This is a genomic window from Coleofasciculus sp. FACHB-542 (assembly GCF_014695825.1).
Classification (GTDB): domain Bacteria; phylum Cyanobacteriota; class Cyanobacteriia; order Cyanobacteriales; family FACHB-T130; genus FACHB-T130.
The window spans coordinates 64993-86395 of sequence record NZ_JACJPB010000021.1; the positions used below are offsets into that span (position 1 = coordinate 64993).

At 46.4% G+C, this 21403-nt stretch carries 20 protein-coding genes; 14 read left to right on the top strand and 6 right to left on the bottom strand.

The features are described 5' to 3' along the window. The first annotated feature begins 321 nt into the window (after window positions 1-321). The 4 genes from H6F52_RS05810 to H6F52_RS05825 all read left to right on the top strand — a co-directional run bounded on the left by H6F52_RS05810 (window position 322) and on the right by H6F52_RS05825 (window position 1453). Window positions 322-459 carry a hypothetical protein gene (locus H6F52_RS05810; RefSeq protein WP_190411466.1) on the top strand — a complete coding sequence of 46 codons (138 nt, stop codon included), beginning with the start codon at window positions 322-324 and terminating at the stop codon, window positions 457-459. 57 nt (window positions 460-516) lie between these two features. Next, entirely contained in the window at window positions 517-918 is a 402-nt protein-coding gene (locus H6F52_RS05815; RefSeq protein WP_190411465.1) for a hypothetical protein, read from the top strand. 28 nt (window positions 919-946) lie between these two features. Next, the gene (locus H6F52_RS05820; RefSeq protein ID WP_190532706.1) at window positions 947-1126 is read left to right on the top strand and encodes a hypothetical protein; all 180 of its coding nucleotides are present in this window, start codon (window positions 947-949) and stop codon (window positions 1124-1126) included. Window positions 1127-1267: 141 nt separating this feature from the next. Beyond that, entirely contained in the window at window positions 1268-1453 is a 186-nt protein-coding gene (locus tag H6F52_RS05825; protein ID WP_190678293.1) for a hypothetical protein, read from the top strand. A gap of 702 nt (window positions 1454-2155) precedes the next feature. On the opposite strand, the gene H6F52_RS05830 is transcribed toward H6F52_RS05825, so the two are convergent. The 5 genes from H6F52_RS05830 to H6F52_RS05850 form a co-directional block, all read right to left on the bottom strand. Continuing rightward, on the bottom strand, window positions 2156-3343 hold the full coding sequence (locus H6F52_RS05830) for a glycosyltransferase family 4 protein (RefSeq protein WP_190532712.1): 1188 nt from the start codon (window positions 3341-3343) through the stop codon (window positions 2156-2158). Beyond that, on the bottom strand, window positions 3340-4587 hold the full coding sequence (locus H6F52_RS05835) for a glycosyltransferase family 4 protein (protein WP_190430324.1): 1248 nt from the start codon (window positions 4585-4587) through the stop codon (window positions 3340-3342). The genes H6F52_RS05830 and H6F52_RS05835 overlap by 4 nt, the downstream gene beginning before the upstream one ends. A gap of 1214 nt (window positions 4588-5801) precedes the next feature. Continuing rightward, entirely contained in the window at window positions 5802-8015 is a 2214-nt protein-coding gene (locus tag H6F52_RS05840) for a polysaccharide biosynthesis tyrosine autokinase (protein WP_190411461.1), read from the bottom strand. Between the two features lie 209 nt (window positions 8016-8224). Then, complete coding sequence (locus H6F52_RS05845) at window positions 8225-8572, bottom strand: hypothetical protein (protein WP_190532715.1); 348 nt, start codon at window positions 8570-8572, stop codon at window positions 8225-8227. Between the two features lie 216 nt (window positions 8573-8788). After that, the gene (locus tag H6F52_RS05850) at window positions 8789-10585 is read right to left on the bottom strand and encodes a serine/threonine-protein kinase (protein ID WP_190532719.1); all 1797 of its coding nucleotides are present in this window, start codon (window positions 10583-10585) and stop codon (window positions 8789-8791) included. 455 nt (window positions 10586-11040) lie between these two features. Here H6F52_RS05850 and H6F52_RS05855 point away from each other — a divergent pair, with 455 nt between their 5' ends. The 5 genes from H6F52_RS05855 (at window position 11041) to H6F52_RS05875 (ending at window position 14113) form a co-directional block, all read left to right on the top strand. Beyond that, window positions 11041-11217, top strand: coding sequence for a hypothetical protein (locus H6F52_RS05855; protein ID WP_190436328.1), 177 nt, complete (start codon window positions 11041-11043; stop codon window positions 11215-11217). 56 nt (window positions 11218-11273) lie between these two features. Beyond that, window positions 11274-11957 carry an S-layer homology domain-containing protein gene (locus tag H6F52_RS05860; RefSeq protein ID WP_190430327.1) on the top strand — a complete coding sequence of 228 codons (684 nt, stop codon included), beginning with the start codon at window positions 11274-11276 and terminating at the stop codon, window positions 11955-11957. A gap of 134 nt (window positions 11958-12091) precedes the next feature. Continuing rightward, the gene (locus H6F52_RS05865; protein WP_190532861.1) at window positions 12092-12934 is read left to right on the top strand and encodes an FAD-binding domain-containing protein; all 843 of its coding nucleotides are present in this window, start codon (window positions 12092-12094) and stop codon (window positions 12932-12934) included. A 63-nt stretch (window positions 12935-12997) separates the two neighbouring features. Further along, complete coding sequence (locus H6F52_RS05870) at window positions 12998-13414, top strand: hypothetical protein (protein ID WP_190430818.1); 417 nt, start codon at window positions 12998-13000, stop codon at window positions 13412-13414. 15 nt (window positions 13415-13429) lie between these two features. Then, window positions 13430-14113: a chromophore lyase CpcT/CpeT gene (locus H6F52_RS05875; RefSeq protein ID WP_199299640.1), complete on the top strand. Its 684-nt coding sequence runs from the start codon at window positions 13430-13432 to the stop codon at window positions 14111-14113. 241 nt (window positions 14114-14354) lie between these two features. On the opposite strand, the gene H6F52_RS05880 is transcribed toward H6F52_RS05875, so the two are convergent. After that, a complete protein-coding gene (locus H6F52_RS05880) occupies window positions 14355-14573 on the bottom strand; it encodes a hypothetical protein (protein WP_190532721.1) in 219 nt (72 codons plus the stop codon). Window positions 14574-14653: 80 nt separating this feature from the next. Between H6F52_RS05880 and H6F52_RS05885 the strand changes: the two genes are divergently transcribed. The 5 genes from H6F52_RS05885 (at window position 14654) to pyk (ending at window position 21284) form a co-directional block, all read left to right on the top strand. Then, window positions 14654-15871, top strand: a complete 1218-nt coding sequence (locus H6F52_RS05885; RefSeq protein ID WP_347276189.1) for an RNA ligase family protein — start codon at window positions 14654-14656, stop codon at window positions 15869-15871. 168 nt (window positions 15872-16039) lie between these two features. Next, window positions 16040-17395 (top strand): sorbosone dehydrogenase family protein, encoded by a 1356-nt coding sequence (locus H6F52_RS05890; RefSeq protein WP_190532723.1) that lies wholly within the window; start codon window positions 16040-16042, stop codon window positions 17393-17395. 33 nt (window positions 17396-17428) lie between these two features. Then, window positions 17429-18721 (top strand): pentapeptide repeat-containing protein, encoded by a 1293-nt coding sequence (locus tag H6F52_RS05895; protein ID WP_190532726.1) that lies wholly within the window; start codon window positions 17429-17431, stop codon window positions 18719-18721. Between the two features lie 131 nt (window positions 18722-18852). Continuing rightward, complete coding sequence (locus H6F52_RS05900) at window positions 18853-19356, top strand: pentapeptide repeat-containing protein (protein WP_190411447.1); 504 nt, start codon at window positions 18853-18855, stop codon at window positions 19354-19356. Window positions 19357-19499: 143 nt separating this feature from the next. After that, a complete protein-coding gene (gene pyk, locus H6F52_RS05905; protein WP_190532729.1) occupies window positions 19500-21284 on the top strand; it encodes a pyruvate kinase in 1785 nt (594 codons plus the stop codon). Window positions 21285-21403 lie beyond the last annotated feature (119 nt).

The window sequence follows — 21403 nt, forward strand, 5'->3', positions numbered from 1 at the left end:
AGTGTTTAGGCAATCATGATATTAAAACTTCTCCATCGGGCTGTGGCTCCTGTGTTTATTGGCACTATGCTTGGGTGTACTGCTAGTAGCAATAGGTAGCAACCAACAGCCGATTGTAGGCGCGGATCTTGTGTCCGTACCGATGGCACCCACTTCCTACGTCGCTAGGCTAACGTGTCGATAGGCAGTAGAGGGTTTGTTACAGGTGTTTATACTTACAACGCACAAAAGGATCTGGTTTAGATCAGAACCGACGCTGGTGGCTTTTATCGCTGGAATGCCGAAGATAAAACCTGCATTCGATTACATGACAGCTTCACAATGAAAGAGAAAACATATTACGGGGAAGAAGCGATCGCAACAGATCCCATCAACCCAAATATCGTTTACATGGCAGCAGGTAAATACTCCCAGTGGCAACCTAAAGGATCAATCTTTAAGTCCACAGAGCGAGGTTAAAACTGGACTAAACTAAACATAAACTTAGGGATAGACAGTAATGTTGAGCATTGCTGGGTGGGAAAAAGACTAGCTCTCAATCCGGCTAACTCCAACATTATTTTCTTTGATTCGCGGCACGATGGGGTGTGGAGATCCTCGAATGCAGGCGCGACAATGGGCGAAAGTCGCAACTTTATCCCCAACGCTTACAAAGAGCGTTGGCATCTTGTCCGCGTTGGCGGTTCAAGGTGGAACTCAACTTCTACAGGAGCAACTTCAACAGACGGTGGATTAACCTGGAAGAAGTTTGCGTCGTTTCCGGCATCAATGCCACTGCGCGTAGCGATATCGGCAACTAATCCAAACTTGTTCGTTGTAGCTGTAAGTAAAGCTCTACCCCTACGCACCACTAATGGCGGCGCTTCAGGGAGTGCAGTGTCTGGACTACCAAATTGCTCAGAAGGTCCCTGGTATTGAGATCAGCCCTTGGTGGCGAATAAAGTAGATGGAAATACTTTTTACTATTACAGCGACAGCAAAGTTTACCGCAGCACTGACCAAGGTGCATCCTTTAGCCTTTAGCATTGTCAACTCATCGATTCCCAATATTAAGAGTGACTACTATTCGTATGCGCTGAAAACAGTTCCAGATGCGAAAACTGAAGTCAGGCTCAGCTTAGACTAGGAAGGTTTATTTAACTCCACAGACGGTGGCAAAACGTTCGCTAAGCTGCCTTCAGTAGAAAAGGCGCATTTGTTTACTTTTGGGAAACCGCAGACCGGAAGGACAACTCCAGAGCTTTATTTGTATGGAAAAATTTCTGGTATGGGCGAGGGAATCTTCCGTTCTCTCGACAGAGGCAGAACTTGGATAAGCATTGGTTCTAGCCAAAATCCCATCGCTGGCGAGCCAAATGCGATGGAGGCGAGTTGGCAACAGTTTGGCTTGGTTTTCGTTGGTACCAATGGCAGGGGCATCTACTACGGAACTCCTGACGATTCCAAGGAGTAGGCTGCTTTATCTTCCGCGCCCGTACACGCAATTCGCCCCTGAATACTGGTTAAATTTACCCGAAAAGTACCAAGGCATTAGCCTTTAACAGAAGACGGTTCTTTCACGCTAGTAACACGTTCTGTTAAAGAATGATTTTGTAGTGCTGTTACTTGTGACAACACGTACGAGACGAGGGATTCAACCGTCATCAAGACTACCGAAAATGCCAATACTACGAAACCAGCAGCCGTGAAGAGAAACATGACGCTTGTAGAAATTAGTTTCTTGATAAAGGCGTTCATTTTGGTAAATAGTTTTGTTTACCCCTCTAGGATATGAAACACTACAGGGTCTTGACATCAGTGAATTTTTTGAATTTTTTGTAAAGAACTCCTTTATAAACCCGAAAACATACGGAGACGCTTTAAGTATATTTTTCTACAAATAAATTAAAGGATGTTTTTCTGATTTTGTCCTGAAAGCTAAGTTTTTTTAACTGAATGCTGCTAAATGCTGCTAGTAAATACGTAATTGAATGTAGATAGGTGTGTCGCGCTTATAACACTGGTGAAGTGAGTGTTCATGGCTATTTTGTGTAAAAAAAATATAAAGATAATATAAAGACAAAAAATAGTAGGGGCGTACAGCTATTTGTGCGCCCCTATCACCTGGCAGGAAAATATTAAGTTATATTGACAATTTAGAAATGCAACAGCGATCTTAAGCCTTGACCAGGTCTGATGTAACTGCAATTCGTTTGCCGTTTTTGTTGTCTAGTGGAGCAAGGGCGGTGAGTGTTCTGTACAACTCCAATGTTTCGCTAGTAATCTGGTTCCAGGTATAGTGTGCTTGCACATAACTCTGGGCGTTTTTAGCCATTACCGCCAATTCATTCTGGTGATTGATTGCCCATTCCAAGCTGCGGAGGCAGGAGTCTACATTTTTTACCTGGAAAAGCATCCCTCGGTTTTTGCCGATCAATTGCTGATGCACGGGAATGTCACTACCGAGTACGGGAACACCTTCCTGCATTGCTTCCAACATTGATAGAGGTAATCCCTCCAACTCAGAAGGAAGTACAAACAATCCCGCACCCCGAAGGATTTCTGCAAGACGGGGACCTCTAAGTTCACCTGTGAATATGATGTTCTTGTTATTCGCCGCCATCTCGGTGATCTCCGAGGTGAACTCATTGGTATCGCTGGTACCGCCCACCATGACGAGTTTCCATCCTTCTTGCTGAAGGTTTTGGAAGGCTTTGATGAGTAAGTCAGGGCACTTTTCCGGTACGAGTCTACCTAAAAATAGAATATAGCGTCCCTGTTCCAGACCTAGCGAAGTTCCATAGCTAAAAGTAGGGTCTGAATCACCCATATTTGAGGGTGCGTTAGGAATATAAATTGTCTCCTTACCGTAAGTTTCCTTAAAGTATGAGCGCAGTTCCTCTGAGACGACGATCATGCTATCAGAGAAGCGGACAGCAGCACGTTCGCCGCGACGGATTAGGTCGCTAGAAGCTTTGTTCCATTTGGCACGTTGCCAATCTAAGCCATGACAGGTAACAACAACTTTTGCCGAGGAAGCAAGTTTGGGTAGCCAAGTAAAGAGGGCTGGTCCTAAAGCGTGGAAGTGAACGATATCATAACGCTTCGCATTGGAAGCGATCGCTCCCAACGCCGAACTCAACAGAGCATCCATTCCCTTGATATTCAAGCTGGGTATGGAAACAACCTTCACACCATGAACGTTATAATGGCTGAGCGAAACATCTCCAGTGTATGAGGAACGGGCAAACAAATCCACTTCATGACCCTGTTCCACAACCCGTGAATAAATTTCTTCACAGTGGTGCTCGATACCACCCTGTTTAGCAGGCAACCCTTTTGCTCCAATTACGGCAATTTTCATGGCGAAACCCCGGTAAAAGTTTTTTGATTAATCTGGCTAGTAGACAAATTCCGCTGTTGCCAGCGGCTTAGCATATCGCTGTAGATATCACCCACGACAGTCTTGGCACTGTAAGGTTTGGCAGCTTTAACGCACGCCTCGATTGGATAATCTCCACCGTTGTGCAGTACCTTCCGCAAGGCATCTGCAATTGCGGCTGGCGATCGCTCCTCGCACACCACTCCACTATCAGTAGTGAGTAGGTTTGGAGTTTCGCCGCATTGGGTTGTCACCACTGGCGTACCACTGGCAAGTGCTTCGAGAACGACCATAGGAAGACCTTCATAGGCGCTCGTTAGTACAAAAACACTACATACACGTTGCAACTGTGCAAGTTCTGCCTGGGCTAATGGTCCCAGCAGCGTTACCTGTCCGGACAATCCAAGGCGGGAAATCTCAGAACGTAGCTTATCCTTTAAGTCTCCATCGCCTGCTATGAGGAGGTGAACATTTGAATCGTTCAGGGCAGCAATGGAGCGGACTAGCAAGACGGGGTCTTTCTGGGCGTGAAGGCGACCAGCAAATAGAATAAAGCGTGTATCTTCCGCTAAACCCATCTGCTGTGCAAGTGTGCGCCTACCTTTCTCTCGTTCATCTAAGGTCAATGGGTAGCAGATTTCGTTATCTACTGTGTTTTTGACGTAGGAAATGCGCTCTGCTATCTCTGGGTAATGCTGCTGGTAATGTTGCACCGATTCAGTATTACACGACAAGATTTGAGAAAACTGACTTACAAGATAGCGTTCGATAGCAAAATATGCTGCTGGAAAACGTTGCCACAGAATCGCATTTTTTTTGTCCGCAGAATTAATTTGCTTTTGAATATCGTTGTGAATAAAGAGAGTCTTTTCTCCTGACCAGTTGCGAGTAAAAAGTGTGGGTTCCAGCCTGTGAAAGTGCATGAAATCCGAACTCAAATTCCGACCCAAAAGGGCAGCCGTATATTTAATAGTGGTTGGTACTAATTTTTTAAAGTTATCGTTTTCTATAAAAAACAAGGGCATAAAGCGGATCTCTCTGCCTGCCAACTGGGCGTCTCTCCATACTCCTATGGGTTGCGATGGATCGTTCTCCGTGCCTACCAGCCGGATTTCAAACTCGCTAGGAGCGTATTTAACAAAAGTGCGTATGACTGTTTGTATACCCCCGATGCTAATGCTACTCGGATTGAACTGGTAGAAGATAGTCAAAACAGGTTTACGCATAACAATACCTATATATAGCTAGGTGTATTGGTTGTTTTTTTGTTGTGGCAAAGATTAATTAAGCAGTCTGTCAGTAGATTTATTTCAGCATGATTGCTTAGCTGACTTGAGAGTCTGAGATTCTCTTCCTCATAATTGCTTAGATTACTGTAAAACCCTACTTAAGTAAATTGAATTTGCCAGATTTTACAGAAAGTTCTCAAATTTCCCACTTGACTTCATGGCAACTTTATAATGAGGTTCAAGACGCTATGAAGGCAAAAAATCGCTCAATTTTCACACTGCCCAATAATTTCTCCCAAACCCGAAAAACCCTGACCCAGCCATTCCTAAGCTTTTCCCAAATCTAATACCACCCTAGAAGAGAACTCGTTACTCCTACTACTACTATCAAAAGTAGTAGTTATCAAATACTCCTTATGGAAGATGCGGACTGAGTTTATACGTAAGATTACTTAGTTATATGGATTGTACTTTACAATTAACTTTCCGAAGCCTATTACTACTATCAAAAGTAGGAATTATGAATACTCCTTATGGAAGATGCGGACTAAGTTTATACGTAAGATTACTTAGTTATATGGATTGTACTTTACAATTAACTTTCCGAAGCCTATTACTACTATCAAAAGTAGGAATTATGAATACTCCTTATGGAAGATGCGGACTAAGTTTGTACGTAAGATTACTTAGTTAGATGAATTGTACTTTACGATTAACTTTCCGAAGCCTATTACTACTATCAAAAGTAGGAATTATGAATACTCCTTATGGAAGATGCGAACTGAGTTTATACGTAAAACCGCTTGATTGTATAAATTGTACTTTCGTACTTTACAATTAACTTTCCGAGGCATCGGATATAGACTGCTAACGAAGTCTGTATTTAAAAGTGTAATTTGACAGCCACTATACAAAAATAGAATTTTATTTAATATTCTCTACTAGAAAATATTTCTTTGCCGATCCGCAGTAGCAGCCTGCAAGAGCGAATTTGCTTAGTTGTCCTATTGGTGAGGGGTATCAACGTAACGCATTTAAGCAAGTGTATATCAGCGGTCTTCTCTACACGGAAAGGGGACTCGCCTTTTTCCCATAACAAAATTCTCCTACCCCGAACACGGTTAGGAGAAGAGGATTCGCCATAAGCGTATAGAACGTCCTTACAACGGTACGCTTATGGTTCGAGCTAGAAGTAATCGATTAATGCTTGTTTAAGCGCGATCGCTATTTTTAGGAGCCTTCGCTGTCAGCATTTTTGGCGTACTGGCATCTTCCTTGTAGTATGCCTTGGCATGGTGGAAATAACTATCAGGTTCGTTTTCCACAATCACACCATTGACGACCAAGCCCAAGACCTTCTGACCTGATTGCACCAAAAATTGCTTACAAGCAGCAGCGCTGACAGTATCAACCACGCCTGGGCGAACTACCAATAACATACCATCAGTCATCTTGCCTACTGCCAGAGCATCTGCCACCAGAACAATTGGAGGCGTATCAAGGATTATAAAATCGTAGTCTTTAGAAAAATTGTCAATTAATCCAGCCATCCGCTTTGAGTCAACAAGAGCCAATGGATTAGGAGGAATCACCCCAGAAGGAAGCACATCCAAGTTATCCATCACTTCTCGCACAGCCATCTCAAACTCAGCTTGATTAACGATGACATCGCTCAGACCAATTGCATTAGTCAAGTCCCAGATATGATGCTGCATGGGATGGTGCAGATCCGCATCTATTAATAAAACTCGTCTTCCTAGTTGAGCCATAGCGATAGCCAAGTTGGCACAAACTGTAGACTTGCCTTCTTTGGAAACAGAACTTGTCACCGCAATGACTTTCAGCTCTTGATCTGGACTGAGAAACTTCAAGTTTGCCTGAAGCATACGGTAAGCTTCACTGATAACCGAATGTGGATTATCTCTAACAGGAAGCTGCGGAAGAATTCTTTCTAGTTTCTTACTGCGAAAAGTAACTTTTTTCTTCAAAGAAGGAATCATTCCCAGGACAGTATATTTAAATAACTCCCGCACCTCCTTTGCAGTTTTGATAGTTGGATCTTTCAGGTCTACAAGGAAAGCAGTAATTACATAAAGTAGACTGCCTGCAACAATTCCGGCAGCTATGATTATTAGCTTGCGAGTACCTACGGGCTTTTCTGGAACTGTAGCGGCGGAAATTAAACTAGCGTTGCCTACATTTTGATTTTCCGCAATCTGTACCTCTTGAAGATTTTTCAAAAGAATTTGGTAGGTAGATTGCGCGGCTTCTACTTGCCGTTGTAAATCCCGCTGACCCTGTTGCAATCTAGGTAAAATGTTCGCTCTTTGTTTGTACGCCTCCTGAGCGCGAGATAAAAAAGTCACTTGATTAGCCAAACCTAAGCGTTGCACTTCTGCGTTGACTAACTCTGCGGTCAGTTTTTGTTCAAGTTCCCCAATTTGTAAATTTGCTTCGGATACTTGTTGGTTGGTGCCAACAATCTCTCCTACCCGTTCCTGTAGTAAAGCTTTTAATGCCGCTTGTTTGCTTTCGAGATTAATTATTTTGGGGTTTTCATCCTGAAAGCGGGTGCGCTCAACTGTCAACTCGCCTTCAATTTTTTGGAGTTCTATCAGCACTTGCTGAACTGCGGGAGATTGGCTGAGCGAGTTTAGAGCCATAGCCCGCTGTGAATTCAGTCCTATCTTACTTTGGAAGGCGGCGACTCTAGCAGTTGCATCTTCAAGTTCAGCTTGAGTTTGCGCTTTTTTGCTGTCTAGCTCTGCGATCGCTTTTACGGCTGAGCTTCCTTCTTCTTCTAGAGCTACAATGTTATTCTGTTCTTTGAAACTACGCAAAGCGGCTTCTGCTTGACGAACAGTGGCTTCAGTCTTCGGTAGCTGCTTACTAATAAATTCGCGAGCCGCCGCTGCTTGAGCGCGGTTATTAAGTACATTCTTCTCGCGATACAAATCCATCAGTTTGTTGACTATCTTTGCAGCTTCCTGGGGATCTTTGCCTTTAACGGATATCTGCAAAACATCGGTTCCTTTGATCCCTTTTACCGTAAGCTGTTTTAGGAAATCAGCAGGTTTTAGGGGATCTCCCTTTTTGTCTTTTAGGTTTAGAGAATTTATCGTCTCTTGTATCAGAGGCTCAGAACGGACTATCTCGGCTTCTGTATCCAGAGGAGTATTCAAGACATTGAGCGGTTCTAACTGTCCGATTTTTGCTCCCGCCTCTGTGACTAAAGCAGAAGTCGTATTTTGCTTCTTAAACAAAAGCCTCCCTTCGGCTTCGTAGGTAGGCTTTTTTAAGAACGCAAATGCGGCGGCGAGTGCAACTGTAAATATAAAGACGGTACTGGCGGGTAGCCAACGCCGTTTGAGGATAAGCCAGTATTTTTTAAAATCTATATCTTCTGTGTATTGTCTAGTTTCCATAAGAGGCTCGTGTAGGAGAGTGGTAATAAGGTTGTTTTGGAGGCAGGTGTATTAGCCGCTCCCAGAAGCGAGTCCTTGCAGTGTAGACTATTTCCTCGCTTATCGAGAGGCAGCATCTGGTAGTTCTTACTCAGCCGACAATTGTATCCTAACAAGGCTAGTAAAAGTTGGAGTGATAAAAAAAACTGTTAATCAATGAAAGGATGAGCTTAAAGCTGTATGCAGTAGCATTCGGCTGGTAGCTCTAGATAAGAGGGATTAACAAAAGCGGGCTGCGAAATTTTTTTGATGCTGACGGACAACCGGACTATGGCAAAGAGTAGAAGTGCGATCGCTTTGGATGAAAGCACCTTAAGCTTACACCTTAAAGCAGAATTAACTGCGCGATCGCTATAGAATGACTCAAACAATTGAGTCGGAAATATTTTAGGTCCTATCGGAGGCAGTTTTGGGACGATTGCCGGAGTGACTGGAAGATTAATTTGGCACAAATATCTGGGAACATATTTCTGCTTTGTGCGATCGCCCTCAAAATCCTGAGATATCTGTATAAACATCCGATTATTCTTTAGCCAAAGAGATTACCACCAGCCTTAACAAATCGGATGATTGCCAGGATTCACGGCATGAATATCCTTGGTGTGTGAATGAAACCGTCCCCGCTCCTGAAGATAAATCTCTTACCTTAAAGCTTTCAACCTGTTTGACAGGTTGAAAGCCTTTGCCTAAACTCCCTAAAAAAAGTTGCACGCGGCGTGAGCCAAATTGCCTGACTACGGCTTAATCAAATGTTGCTCAAACTTGCGATAGTTACCAATTAACCTTGCCCGCTCAAAAGGGGGATAAAACAAGATGGTTCCCAAAGGTAAACCAACTGCCAAAACAGCGCCCATCACCAAAGGATTTAGCAATCCAACTTGGAAGCCAACTCCTAAAGTCATGCCTAACGCCATTGCTAATAGCGACACCCCAATCGCGAGATTGGGACTAAATCCTCTTTTCAAACAACTAACTGCCAGACTCTGCGCCCCAAAACCAGCCATAAATACAGCAAAATCCACCGCTTCAAACCCAACCGCCGCCGAATTTGCCACTCTAAATTGCTCGCCAAAACCCGTTACAAAAAAAGCGACAATTCCCGCAACCAACAAAGCTACAACCGTGTCTATACCCGCAAACTTAACTTTATACCTGGATAGAAGCTTAGCGACAAACACAGCCCCAGCCGCCGCCGTAGCCGCTGCTGCCACACCAAATGCAGCGACCAACAGCGTGATAAACCCGGCCATGACCACACCCATCGCCCCAACTTGGGCAATCGTTCCGCCCCAAGCGATTCCCTCAATCCAAGCCGCCGAGGCAGCAAGTGTCACCAGTAAAGCGAGCGCCATATAAGGTAGTTTTTTGTTCGCAATCGGAACCGGGGCAGTCTGAATCTTAACAGTAATATCGTGAGTTTCTGGCAGAGAATTTGTGTGTAATAACAGATGTCGCTCGTAGGTCTTATCTGCCATCAACCTGCTGGTATTCACATTGATTTTACACTTCGCCTGATTGTTCTCAAACTTAACGGAATCAAAAGAAATCCAAGTGTGAGTATCTGGTGTATGGGGGGGATCGCTTTCGTGGGGTGCCACTTCCCAATTTCCTTCCAGAAGGGTATCAGGAATCGAGTTCGTAACTGCGATTGTTTGAGTCACCCTTTCACCTAATTTTCTTGCCTTAAATTCTAGGATGGGTTTACTCAGCTTCGCTTCGGGTACGCGAATCACATAGATAGGCTTGAGAGCTTCCAAGGCGATCGCTGCGTTAGGATAGCGGTCTTTTGGTTTGATTTCCACCATCTTTTGCAACCAGTCAATCCACCGCAGACTGAGCTTGGGAACGAGATGCTTGAAATTAATTCGATAATCATCATCAATTAACTGGCTAATCTCAGAAGATTTGATGCCAGTTAATAAGCAAATTAGCGTTGCTCCCAAACTATATAAATCTGAGGCTTCAGTAAGCTGCCGATGGAATAATTGTTCGGGCGGCATGAACCCTAAAGTTCCTTTTGCCACGCTGTTCATCGTTACTTCCCCATCCCCAATTCGAGCCAGACCAAAATCAACTAAAAAAACATTGATGTTGCCATCAACCAAGATATTTTCGGGTTTAATATCTCGATGGATAACAGTGGGAATGCGATTTTGCAGATAAACAAGAATTTCTAATAAAGAGACGGCAATTTTCTTAATTTCATCCGGGTCGAAGCTACGAGGTACGGCTAAAGACGGTGCTTTTTTATACTCCTGAACCATGCAAAAGCCATCGGATGTTTGGAAGGAATCTAGGTAGCGGGGGATTCCGGGATGATTCAGTCCCTGTAACACTTGAATTTCGCGCTGGTAGGCGTCGTAGTCTGACCAGGTGGCGTTGATTTTAGCAAACTGAAACCGTTTAATGACAGCGGGTTGCCGAGTTTTCAGATTGAGCGCCAGGTAGGTTACTCGACCACCGGCGCGGTTGTGTCCTAATTCTCGGACGACCTGATAACCGTGGCTGGATAAGTCTGGAAAGTTGCTCATGTGTGAGAGAACGAACGCAGGTTGAATGAGTTTATGCAACTGCTACGCGAGCAGTTGCAGTTAGCGGGAGCAGCTAGAGCGAGTAGCCGCTAACTTGCGGTCATACGCTAGAGCGAGTAGCCGCTAACTGCGGCATACGCCAAAGCGATCGCGCAATCCGAACAAACCAGGGATGGCAGATAAAGGAAGTGGGTGTACGCCTTTTTTGAGACTTCATCTTTCCCCTTTTCCCAGTTGTCCCTTCTCATCCTAGTTCACCAGCTTAGGAGTAGGAATTTCTGTTTTCGCTGTGAAAGTTCATAAAAATAAAGTGAGTGAGCTACACCTAGTTAAGAACTTGATATCTAAGGATCGTAATTATGACACAGCTATCAGAAGCGAATGTGGCGATTTCTAAGGAAGTTAATAATTCGAGAGGTTCCGATTGTTTAGGTTGGGAGTGTCTAGGCTGATTGTTGCGATCGCCTTCTTCCTATGCGCTCTTAGCCGGGATCGTCGTCAGCGAATGCCACTTTTTGCAACGGCTCCTCGGAAGCATCCACGGTCTTAGCACTGGTTGCAACTTTGCAAACTCCAGATTCGTCACCATTATTGCCAACATCCCCGCTTGGATTGACCCGAATGGGCGATGAAGATTTGGTTCCAGTGTTTATACAGTGAAGTTAGCAACTGAAAAGTGATTTTAATTATGCGTCAGATCCTGGGCACTCTTTCTCTATTGGGGTTTCTACAATGTTTTCCAGCAGTTGTTTCTGCTCAAACACAACCTGCTTCAGACGCCCCATCTGACCCCATCGAACAGGTGATTGCTGCCAAATTAATGACTGCATATCCTGATGGACAGTTTCGTTCAGAACAATTCATCAGTCGTGCAGAACTTGCCTCAATTTTGGTCAAAACTTTTAAACTGGACAAACGAGCGGGTGCCACCAAACAAGAAGTTATTTCAGTTCAAGATGTACCTTCTTCCCACTGGGCATATAACGACATTCAGACAGTTTTAAAAACTGGCATTATGAAGGGATATCGGGGAGATATGTTCTTCCCCAACCAAAAAATCAATCGCGCTGAAGCTTTATCTATCTTTGCCCAAGCTCACGGTGTATTTCAGTTTCCGAATGACACCGTTGCTAAAATTCTTGCGAAGTATCCAGATTCCGGGAATATACCGGATTGGGCTAAAAAATCGATGGCAACTGCACTTTACGAGGGATTTGCTAATCCCGATGAACAAGGCAATCTGAATCCCCTAAATCCGATGACGAGAGGGGATATGGCTTACGCCTTGAGTAAATTTTTGGAGCGACAAGAAGCACCCGCACCGATGTTGGAAGAAGATTTACCTTCGCCAGCGAGCTTACCAATCCAATAAGTTCCGAAAAAGCCGTTTTCTCAAAGAAAACGGCTTTTTTGCTTTTGAAGAGCGCCAGAAGGCGGCTCACTTGTTACACTCGATAAGTTTGGAGCGATCGCTAACCGATGAACGCCACGCCAAATAATCGAGATATGCGGCGAGATTTTGCCAGCCGCGACGATTTAATTACCTATCTCCGCGAACAATTTCCTACCGCCGCCGAACGCGATGACGCGATCGCTACCACCGTAGGAGGACGTAAAGCCGCAGAAGCCTTCTTAAGTCAAGTAGATCCCGCCCGTTACGCCAAAACGCGCAATTCTTTTAGTGGCGCAGTCACGCGCCTTTCACCCTATCTCCGCTACGGCGTCTTGAGCTTGGCAGAAGTGCGGGATGCTGTGCTGGACAAAGTGGAAAACCGAGATGACGCACAAAAACTCATCAACGAACTCGGCTGGCGCGATTACTGGCAGCGTCTCTATGCCAAGCTGGGAAACGACATTTGGGAAGATCAAGAGCCTTACAAGACAGGCTACACAGCCAAAGACTATGCCGAAAAGTTACCGGAAGATGTTGACAAAAGTAGCATCGGCATGGTCTGTATTGACAGTTTTAGCCGCGACTTGCACTCCTCTGGCTACCTGCACAACCACGGGCGAATGTGGCTAGCCGCTTACCTAGTTCACTGGCGGCGGATTCGTTGGCAAGTCGGGGCAAGATGGTTTCTGCAACACTTACTGGATGGCGATCCAGCCAGCAATAATCTCTCCTGGCAGTGGGTTGCCAGCACCTTTAGCCAAAAGCCATATTTCTTCAACCGGGAGAACTTAGAACGCTATACGGATGGCGTCTATTGCCGCCAATGCCCCCTGTACGGTCATTGTGACTTCGAGGGCAGCTACGATGAACTAGAGAAGCGATTGTTTCCTAAAGCTCAAAGTTTCGATCGAAGTGGCGGTAGCAAGAGTTTTCAGCGCGGGAAGAAGCGTCGGTAGCGCGTGAGTTTTGAGTGCGCGAGTTTTGAGTGCGCGAGTTTTGAGTGCGTGAGTCTTGAATTAATGAAACAGCCGATAATTTGGGTGCATGGAGACTGTTTAAGTCCTGGAAATCCCGCATTGCAAGCATACCCTGAAAGCCCCGCGATATGGGTTTGGGACGATGCTTTGATTGAAGAGTGGCAGCTGAGTCTCAAGCGGATTACTTTTATTTATGAATGTTTGCTAGAACTTCCAGTAACGATTCGACGTGGGGATGTCGCTGTTGAAGTTATCGCTTTTGCCAAGGAACACAGTGCCGATGGAATCGTTACAGCAGAAAGTCCTAGCCCCCGTTTTGACGGCATTTGCGACAAAATTGAGGAATCGCTGCCTATCGAAGTGTTACCTGTTGAGCCGTTTGTGAAATACGACGGATATATTGACCTTAAGCGCTTTTCTCGCTACTGGCGCGTTGCTGAACGTTATGTTTTTGATTAGCACTGGGAGACTATTGTGAAGAATACAAGAACTCGGAGTTTGATCGCGATCGCCCTTGTCTCCTCAACTGGCACAGCAGCTTATTCGTGTCCGGCGAACAACCTCCAGGCATCATTACCCATTCAGCAGCAAGTCGGGGAAGTGGTGTCGCATTTGGTAGGAGTGATGGATACTTCCGCACAAGCGCAAGCCAAACCAAAAGCTCCAAATGTGAGAATGACGACCTGTAAAGTTAGTGTGGCGGATACTAAACAAAATCCCCAGGCAGTTTTTCTCTATCAAGAACAAGCCATGTCTGAGAATCTTGCTAAACCTTACCGGCAAAGATTCTTGAAAATTGCCCCCACTACCGATAATCAAAGCATTGAATCGCAATCCTTTAAACCCCCCTCACCAGAAGCTTTCATTGGGTTGTGCAGTCAGCCAGAAGCCAAGCGGGTTGTGAGATTGAGCGAAGTTGGGTCTGCCAAGTGTAGTGTATTCTTGAAACGCGATGGCGATCGCTACATTGGCGAGACACCAGAGGCGGGTTGTCCCAGCGACTACAAAGGCGCTGTCAAAGTAACAAACCGAATTGTCTTGCATTCTACGGGAATGGACACTTTAGATCGCGCTTTTGATGCCGCTGGTAATCAAGTTTGGGGTTCAAAAGGCGAACCTTATCAGTTTCGGTGGGTTAAGCCAAGCACGAGTCGCTGAATTTGCTAGCCATTTTTTGTGATATTCGTTGAACTCGCGATCGCTTCTTCATCCCTGCGGACGCACCACCCGAATTAATTTACCATTCAAGGTTTCTTCATTAGAAATCGCCTCATTAATGCGGGTAGCCATTCTCTGCCTATCTGCGTCATCTTTGCAGCAATAATTTTAGAATGCGATCGCTGCTGAGTTCAACGCCCATTGTCCTGGCAGCAGCAATGCACACTTTCTGACTTCGAGATTAAGCAGCAGCGGAGAGGTCAGCCACTACTGCTACCCGTCCTTTGAGTACAGAACGCAGCAGTCTGTTGACGCAACCTCTTTCTTCTTCATCCAAGGACTCATCCAGAGCAGCTGCCATCAGTCCATAACGGTCAGCCAGAGTCAGAATACCAGTTTCGCTGACAGAGGCTAGGATTTCAGAGATAGCACCGGGGAGTAGTTGGATTTGGGGAAGCATGGTTGTTGGGCGTCAACTCTACGATATTTAATATCTCACCCCTTTCCGTCCCGCCGAGCGATCGCTTCGATGAGTAACGTGTGAAAATTCTCAGCCTTTCGAGTGATCTGAGTTACATAGCACTCAAGGCACAAGCGGCTCAATCGCGATCGCATCCCTCAACTAGCCACGCGATCGCATTTTCTCAGCTTCTTTCCAAAAAAATAAAACCGATGGACAAACAAGAAAGCAACTTCACCGGCTGGACGCATATCAGCTATGAAAAAATACCGGAAAGCTCGAATAATTGGAATTTAACAGAATCAGATTATCGCATTTTCAAGAAAACTGCCTGGGTGGTAACTGAAAAAATTCACGGGGCGAATTTCTGTATAATCGCAGACGGATCAGACGTTCGCTTTGCCAAGAGAAAAGAATTATTGCAGCCAGACGAAGACTTTTTTGGATATCAAACGCTTAGATATAAATTAGCCCAACAAGCCAAAGATATATTCAAAATTATCCAGTTGGAACGTCCGGAAACGTTTAGAGTTTCTGTGTATGGGGAATTGTTTGGCGGAGAATATCCCCATCCTGACGTAGCGACTGTTCCTAGTGTTCAGGCTGTCCAAACAGGAATCTATTATTCACCTAAAATTGAGTTTTGTGCTTTTGATATTGCTGTTGAAGAAAATAATAGAACTGCCAAACGAGATTACATAGATTATGAGAAAGCGCTGAAATTATTTCAGCAAGTAGAAATGCTGGGTGCTAAACCGCTATTTACTGGAAAATACGAACAAGCGCTTGCACAGAAGATAGAGTTTAATTCTACTATTCCTGCCTTATTAGGTTTACCCAAATTGCCGTTTAGCAATCAGGCGGAAGGGATTGTCATTAAACCTGTAAAGTCGATCTATATAGATACTCCCAAGGGAAGAATTAGGCCGGTCTTGAAGAGAAAAATTCCAAAATTCGCTGAAGAGAGCCGATTCCATCAGGCAGAAAAGTGGGGCGACCAAAAATTAGCAACATCTTCTCACTATTTGAGTGATGAAAAATGGCTCCATGAGGCGATGCTTGCATTGGTTACAGAAAATAGATTAATGAATACTCTATCAAAAGTAGGCCGGGTTTCTGGTAAAGACCCAAAAGCAATAGACAAAGTTTTTCAATTATTTGTGAATGATGTAATAGAAACATTTAACGAATCTTATGAAAGCATTTTCAAAAGCTTACCTGAGAAAATTCAACAGACTTTAATCGAACAATTGGAGCAGGAATCAAAAAAATTGATAAATAATTACTTCAAAAAATAATATTTAGGAACAGGTGTAGGGTGAGCAGCGGCTAACTAAATACTCGATCTGAAACGAAGAGTGCGAACTGACTTTTTCTGCGCTAGGCTAACGCCTCGCTTCGCATGAGCGCGATCGCACTCTAGTCTTCAATGACTACCCTGGAATTAGAGTTCCCACATTGTTGACATGAAATCGATACGTTTCTTGCTGCTGCTCATCCTGACTACAGTAGCCGCCTGTGACTCAACTCAGGCATCCCTCGACCCCCAGACAACCCGACCAACCGAACAACCGACAGAAACTCCGGCACAGCCGAACCAACAGCTTTCCCAAGCGACGCAAACCAACAACGTGGTGCGAACCGAACCCCTGACACCCCAACCGATTCGCATCAACCTCGATAACTTACCCAAACCCTACGCCAGCGACAGCGCCTCCAACTCGCCCAACGTGGTGCCCATCCCGCAAAACCCCACCCTGCGCGTCCCGGCTGGCTTCGTCGTCAATGTCTTTGCCGATGGATTAGATGCACCCCGCTGGCTGGCACTCACCCCTAACGGCGATGTATTAGTCACCGAAACCCGACAAAACCAGATTCGCCTACTGCGTGACACCAACGGCGATGGCGTCGCTGATGTCCGCCAAACCTTTGCCAGTTCCCAAAATGGGGTAAATATCCCCTTTGGCATGACTTTTGCGGGCGGATACTTCTTCCTCGGCAACACAGGCGAAGTCCGGCGGTATCCCTACACGCAAGGACAACAACAACTCACTGGAACCGGCGAAAAAATCGCTAACTTAACCCCTGGCGGCTACAACCAGCACTGGACGCGCAACGTCGTTGCCTCACCCGATGGGCAAAAGCTCTACGTCTCAGTTGGGTCGGCATCCAACGCTTCAGAAGAAGCCATCCCCCGCGCCTCTGTACAGGTGATGAACCTAGACGGTTCCAACCAGCAAACTTTTGCGTTTGGTTTACGCAACCCAGTCGGACTCGACTTTCACCCCACCACCGGCGAACTGTATACCGCCGTGAACGAACGAGACGGACTGGGCGACGACCTGGTACCCGACTATCTAACCCGCATCCAACAGGGAGAATTCTATGGCTGGCCTTACGCCTACCTGGCACCAAATCTCCTTGACCCGCGTCATTTGGTCAACGGAAAGAGCAAACGTCCCGACCTGGTAGCGCAAACAAAGACGCCCGACGTTCTTTTCCAAGCCCATTCTGCTGCTTTGGGATTGCAGTTTTATGACGGCAATACCTTTCCAGAAAAATACCGCAATGGCGCTTTTGTTGCCTTTCGCGGTTCCTGGAACCGCAACCAAGGCACCGGCTACAAAATTGTCTTTGCCCCCTTCTCTAACGGGCGTCCTCAGGGCTACTATGAAGACTTTCTCACTGGGTTCCTGCTAGACCCCTCTGTTCCAACCACCTGGGGGCGTCCGGTGGGGTTACTCGTGCTACCCGATGGGAGTTTGCTGCTGACGGAAGAAGCCAATAACCGGATTTACCGCATCCAGTATCGTGGCTCTTAAGTAGTTGTTAATCGCGGCTCAAAGAACTGCCCCATGCGCCCAAAACTCGTTAATCAATTCGCTGTCCTTAAGCCCGCCTTCGCGGGCTTGGTTTGTTTAGCTGCGACTTCAGCCGTCGGAGTGTTAACGCTTGGCCTACCAACCCCAGCTCAAGCGGCAAACTCCAAAGACTTGCAGAAGTTACTGACGCTGAAAACTTGCCCTGGATGTGACCTAAAAGATGCCCAACTCAGGGGGATTAACCTCAGAAACGCCGACTTGAAGAATGCCCAGCTTGACGGTGCGGACTTGACGGCGGCTGACCTTTCGGGCGCTAAGCTAGAGGGTGCCCAGCTCAACGGTGCCAAACTAACTGCCGCTAATTTGGAAAAGGCGAACTTGAGACAGGCAAAATTGGCGGCTGCAAATAAAATTGTTGCTGATTTAACAGATGCTAAATTGCGGGGGGCAAACTTATATGCAGCGAACCTCACGGGCGCTAAGCTAGAGCGTGCCCAGCTAGCCCAAACTCAACTGAATTTTGCTCAGTTAGTCGGTGCAAATCTCGGACAAGCGAATTTGCTCGAAGCGAATCTTTCGGGTGCCAATTTAGGCGGGGCAAACCTAAAAGATGCTCAGATGCAAATTGTTAACTTAGCCGGTGCCAATCTTACAGGTGCCAAGTTGAATAATGCCCAGTTAGAGACTGCCAATATGGATAGTGTCAACTTGAGCAATGCTGATTTGAGTCAGGCTTCTTTGAATAATGCTGACTTGAATGGGGGAATTCTCACGGGTGCCAATCTGCAAAAAGGATCGCTGACAGCAGCGAATTTTCAAAGTGCTACGCTCACAAATGCCAATTTGACGGGTGCCAATTTGACGGGTGCTGGTTTCAATCGTGCCAATTTGACGGGTGCTAAATTCAACGATGCTGATTTAACCAATGCCAAATTGCCGCTTGCCAACCTCACCAACGCTAATTTAGCAGGTGCTAACCTCCAGGATGCTTATCTGGATAGTACCAATCTCAACGGTGCTAATCTCAGCGGTGTAAACTTGCGCGGGGCGAATTTGCGGTCTGCCAATTTAAGCGGTGCGTCGATGATGGGTACGAATCTAGAAAGTGCCAATCTGACGAATGCTATTTTGACAGGAGCCAATTTGAGTTACACCAATTTCAGCAGTGCCGATCTCCGGGGTGCCAATTTAGGAAATACTAATCTGAGTTATGCCAACTTGACTCAAACAGATTTGGGTCAAGCTAGCTTAGCAAATGCCAACCTGACGGGTGCCAACTGGAAGGATGCTAAGCTCAAAGGTGTCATTGGATTGAATGGATATTGAGCGATCGCATTCTATCCCCATTGACTCTTTTGTTCTGATTTTGTGCATTCTATAGCGCGATCGCGCATGGCTACCAAGAGGGTGTTTTGGCAGTTCAATCGATACTCATTTCCTCAGTTGGCTAGCCTCCCATGAAACCAGGAATCCTCGCTGTTGCCCTGTTGATGCCTGTCTGCTTTGCAGTGCCGGTCAAAGCAGAGAATCCAGAACACGTTCAGAGATTATTAATTTATAAAGAATGCCAATTTTGTGACTTGAGCAATGTGAACTTAACTGGGTATGACCTCAGCGGTGCCAACTTGAAGGGTGCCAATCTACTCAATGCCAATCTCACCAGTGTCGTGCTAGCTGGAGCCGATCTTACAGCAGCCACCTTGGAAAATGCGAATTTGAATAATGCGGTTCTTAATGGCGCGAACCTTAGCGGTACGAAGATGCGGTTTGCGAACTTGCAATATGCGAGTCTACAGGGAGTCAAAGCGAAGGAAGCATTTGACGTGACAGGTGCCGATCTCACCGGGACAATTATGCCTTCTGGTCTAGTTTACAAGCCGCTTGCTGAGGGTCAAAAGAAACCGGCACCTGAGACCGGGAAACCCCTCAACCAAGACCGAAGCGACCCGATAAACCCGTAAAATCAATAAGCTTTTTAGTATAATACCCACACAGTAGAGAGGGGAACCAGCTCCAAAGCCCTAATAGGAGTTGGAACAAATGTGATAGTATCCCTTTGCTTTCCTGTTACACGCAGTCCTCTTCTGTCCCTGAATTTTGCCCCATGCAACTGCGAAATCCCCAGCGCCGGACAAAAATTGTCGCAACGATTGGCCCTGCTACCAGTAGCCCAGAGGTCTTACGCGCTTTAATTGAAGCGGGTGCGACGACCCTGCGCCTCAACTTTTCTCATGGAACTCATGAAGACCATCAGCGGAGCATTCGCTTGATCCGCCAGATGGCTTTTGAACTGAATCAGCCGGTGGGCATTTTGCAAGACTTGCAAGGCCCGAAAATTCGTTTGGGACGGTTTGAAACGGGTTCAATCGTCCTGAATAAGGGCGATCGCTTCATCCTAACCAGTCACCCTGTCCCAGGCACCCAAGAAATTAGCTCTGTCACCTACGAACCTCTAGCAGATGAAGTCCCATCTGGGGCAATGATTCTCTTAGATGATGGCAAAGTGGAAATGCGGGTCGAGCAGGTAGACCCCACTGCGCGGGAATTGCACTGTCGCGTCGTCGTCGGCGGCCCGCTTTCTAATAACAAAGGAGTGAATTTCCCAGGCGTCTATCTGTCAATTAAGGCGCTAACTGACAAAGACCGTAAAGACTTGATGTTTGGTCTTGACCAAGGCGTTGACTGGGTAGCGCTGAGCTTTGTCCGCAACCCCCAGGATGTGCTGGAAATTAAAGAGCTGATTTCTAGTGCTGGTAAGCAAGTGCCGGTGGTTGTCAAGATTGAAAAGCACGAAGCCATCGACCAAATGGAAGCGATTCTCTCGCTTAGCGATGGTGTCATGGTGGCTCGTGGTGACTTAGGCGTTGAATTGCCTGCTGAGGATGTCCCCATTCTGCAAAAGCGGCTGATTGCCACGGCGAATCAACTAGGGATTCCAGTGATTACGGCAACTCAGATGTTGGACAGCATGGTGAACAATCCCCGTCCCACCCGTGCTGAAATTTCCGATGTCGCCAATGCGATTTTGGACGGAACCGACGCCGTGATGCTCTCCAACGAGACAGCGGTGGGTAAATACGCCGTCGAAGCGGTGGAGACGATGGCGCGGATTGCCGTGCGGATTGAGCAAGAACAAATCGCCCGGAACGTCCGGGGCACCACTCGCTCGATCACGAATGCGATTAGTCAGGCGGTTGGTCAAATTTCTGAGCAGCTAGGGGCAGCTGCGATTATGTCGTTGACCAAAAGCGGTGCCACTGCCCGAAATGTTTCTAAGTTTCGACCTTCAACGCCCGTTCTAGCAGTGACTCCCCATGTAGACGTGGCGCGGCAGTTGCAGATGGTGTGGGGCGTGAAGCCGCTTCTAGTGCTGGATTTGCCTTCTGCGGGTCAGACGTTCCAAGCGGCAATCAATGTGGCGCTGGAGAAACAGCTGCTGGCTGAAGGAGATTTGGTGGTAATGACTGCCGGGACGCTCCAAGGTATCTCTGGTTCAACCGACCTGATTAAAGTTGAGGTGGTGACATCCATTCTTGGAAAGGGAATTGGGATTGGTCAGGGATCGGTGAGCGGTCGAGCGCGAGTGGCTCGCACTGCCAGAGAGGTGGGCAATTTCAATCATGGGGAAATTTTGGTAGTACCGGGCACAAATGCCGATTATGTGGAAGCAATTCGCAAGGCATCTGGGATTATTACTGAGGATGAAAGCCTAACCAGTCATGCGGCGGTGATTGGCTTACGCCTTGGGGTGCCGGTCATTGTGGGCGTCAAGAAGGCGACGGAAATGATTCGGGATGGGGCGATTTTGACCCTAGATATGCAACGGGGTCTGGTTTACTCTGGTGCGATGGCAGGGACTTCTCAGACGACTCCGGCACTGCCAGTTTAAGTGCGATCGCGTCTGTTTATCTCTCATAAGCGATCGCGCTTTCCCCAAACCTTCACAATGAGGTAAAGAAAGCAAGGATTTAATTTTTCCTACACGAGACCACAAAAAACATAACCTCC

Coding starts and splice junctions, on each gene's coding strand:
- H6F52_RS05850 (WP_190532719.1), bottom strand. CDS start 10,585: ATGAGCAACTTTCCAGACTTATCCAGCCACGGTTATCAGGTCGTCCGA.
- H6F52_RS05830 (WP_190532712.1), bottom strand. CDS start 3,343: ATGAAAATTGCCGTAATTGGAGCAAAAGGGTTGCCTGCTAAACAGGGT.
- H6F52_RS05835 (WP_190430324.1), bottom strand. CDS start 4,587: ATGCGTAAACCTGTTTTGACTATCTTCTACCAGTTCAATCCGAGTAGC.
- H6F52_RS05860 (WP_190430327.1), top strand. CDS start 11,274: ATGCGTCAGATCCTGGGCACTCTTTCTCTATTGGGGTTTCTACAATGT.
- H6F52_RS05880 (WP_190532721.1), bottom strand. CDS start 14,573: ATGCTTCCCCAAATCCAACTACTCCCCGGTGCTATCTCTGAAATCCTA.
- H6F52_RS05810 (WP_190411466.1), top strand. CDS start 322: ATGAAAGAGAAAACATATTACGGGGAAGAAGCGATCGCAACAGATCCC.
- H6F52_RS05890 (WP_190532723.1), top strand. CDS start 16,040: ATGAAATCGATACGTTTCTTGCTGCTGCTCATCCTGACTACAGTAGCC.
- H6F52_RS05820 (WP_190532706.1), top strand. CDS start 947: ATGGAAATACTTTTTACTATTACAGCGACAGCAAAGTTTACCGCAGCA.
- pyk (WP_190532729.1), top strand. CDS start 19,500: ATGCAACTGCGAAATCCCCAGCGCCGGACAAAAATTGTCGCAACGATT.
- H6F52_RS05900 (WP_190411447.1), top strand. CDS start 18,853: ATGAAACCAGGAATCCTCGCTGTTGCCCTGTTGATGCCTGTCTGCTTT.
- H6F52_RS05840 (WP_190411461.1), bottom strand. CDS start 8,015: ATGGAAACTAGACAATACACAGAAGATATAGATTTTAAAAAATACTGG.
- H6F52_RS05865 (WP_190532861.1), top strand. CDS start 12,092: ATGCGGCGAGATTTTGCCAGCCGCGACGATTTAATTACCTATCTCCGC.
- H6F52_RS05845 (WP_190532715.1), bottom strand. CDS start 8,572: ATGTTTATACAGATATCTCAGGATTTTGAGGGCGATCGCACAAAGCAG.
- H6F52_RS05870 (WP_190430818.1), top strand. CDS start 12,998: ATGAAACAGCCGATAATTTGGGTGCATGGAGACTGTTTAAGTCCTGGA.
- H6F52_RS05825 (WP_190678293.1), top strand. CDS start 1,268: ATGGGCGAGGGAATCTTCCGTTCTCTCGACAGAGGCAGAACTTGGATA.
- H6F52_RS05895 (WP_190532726.1), top strand. CDS start 17,429: ATGCGCCCAAAACTCGTTAATCAATTCGCTGTCCTTAAGCCCGCCTTC.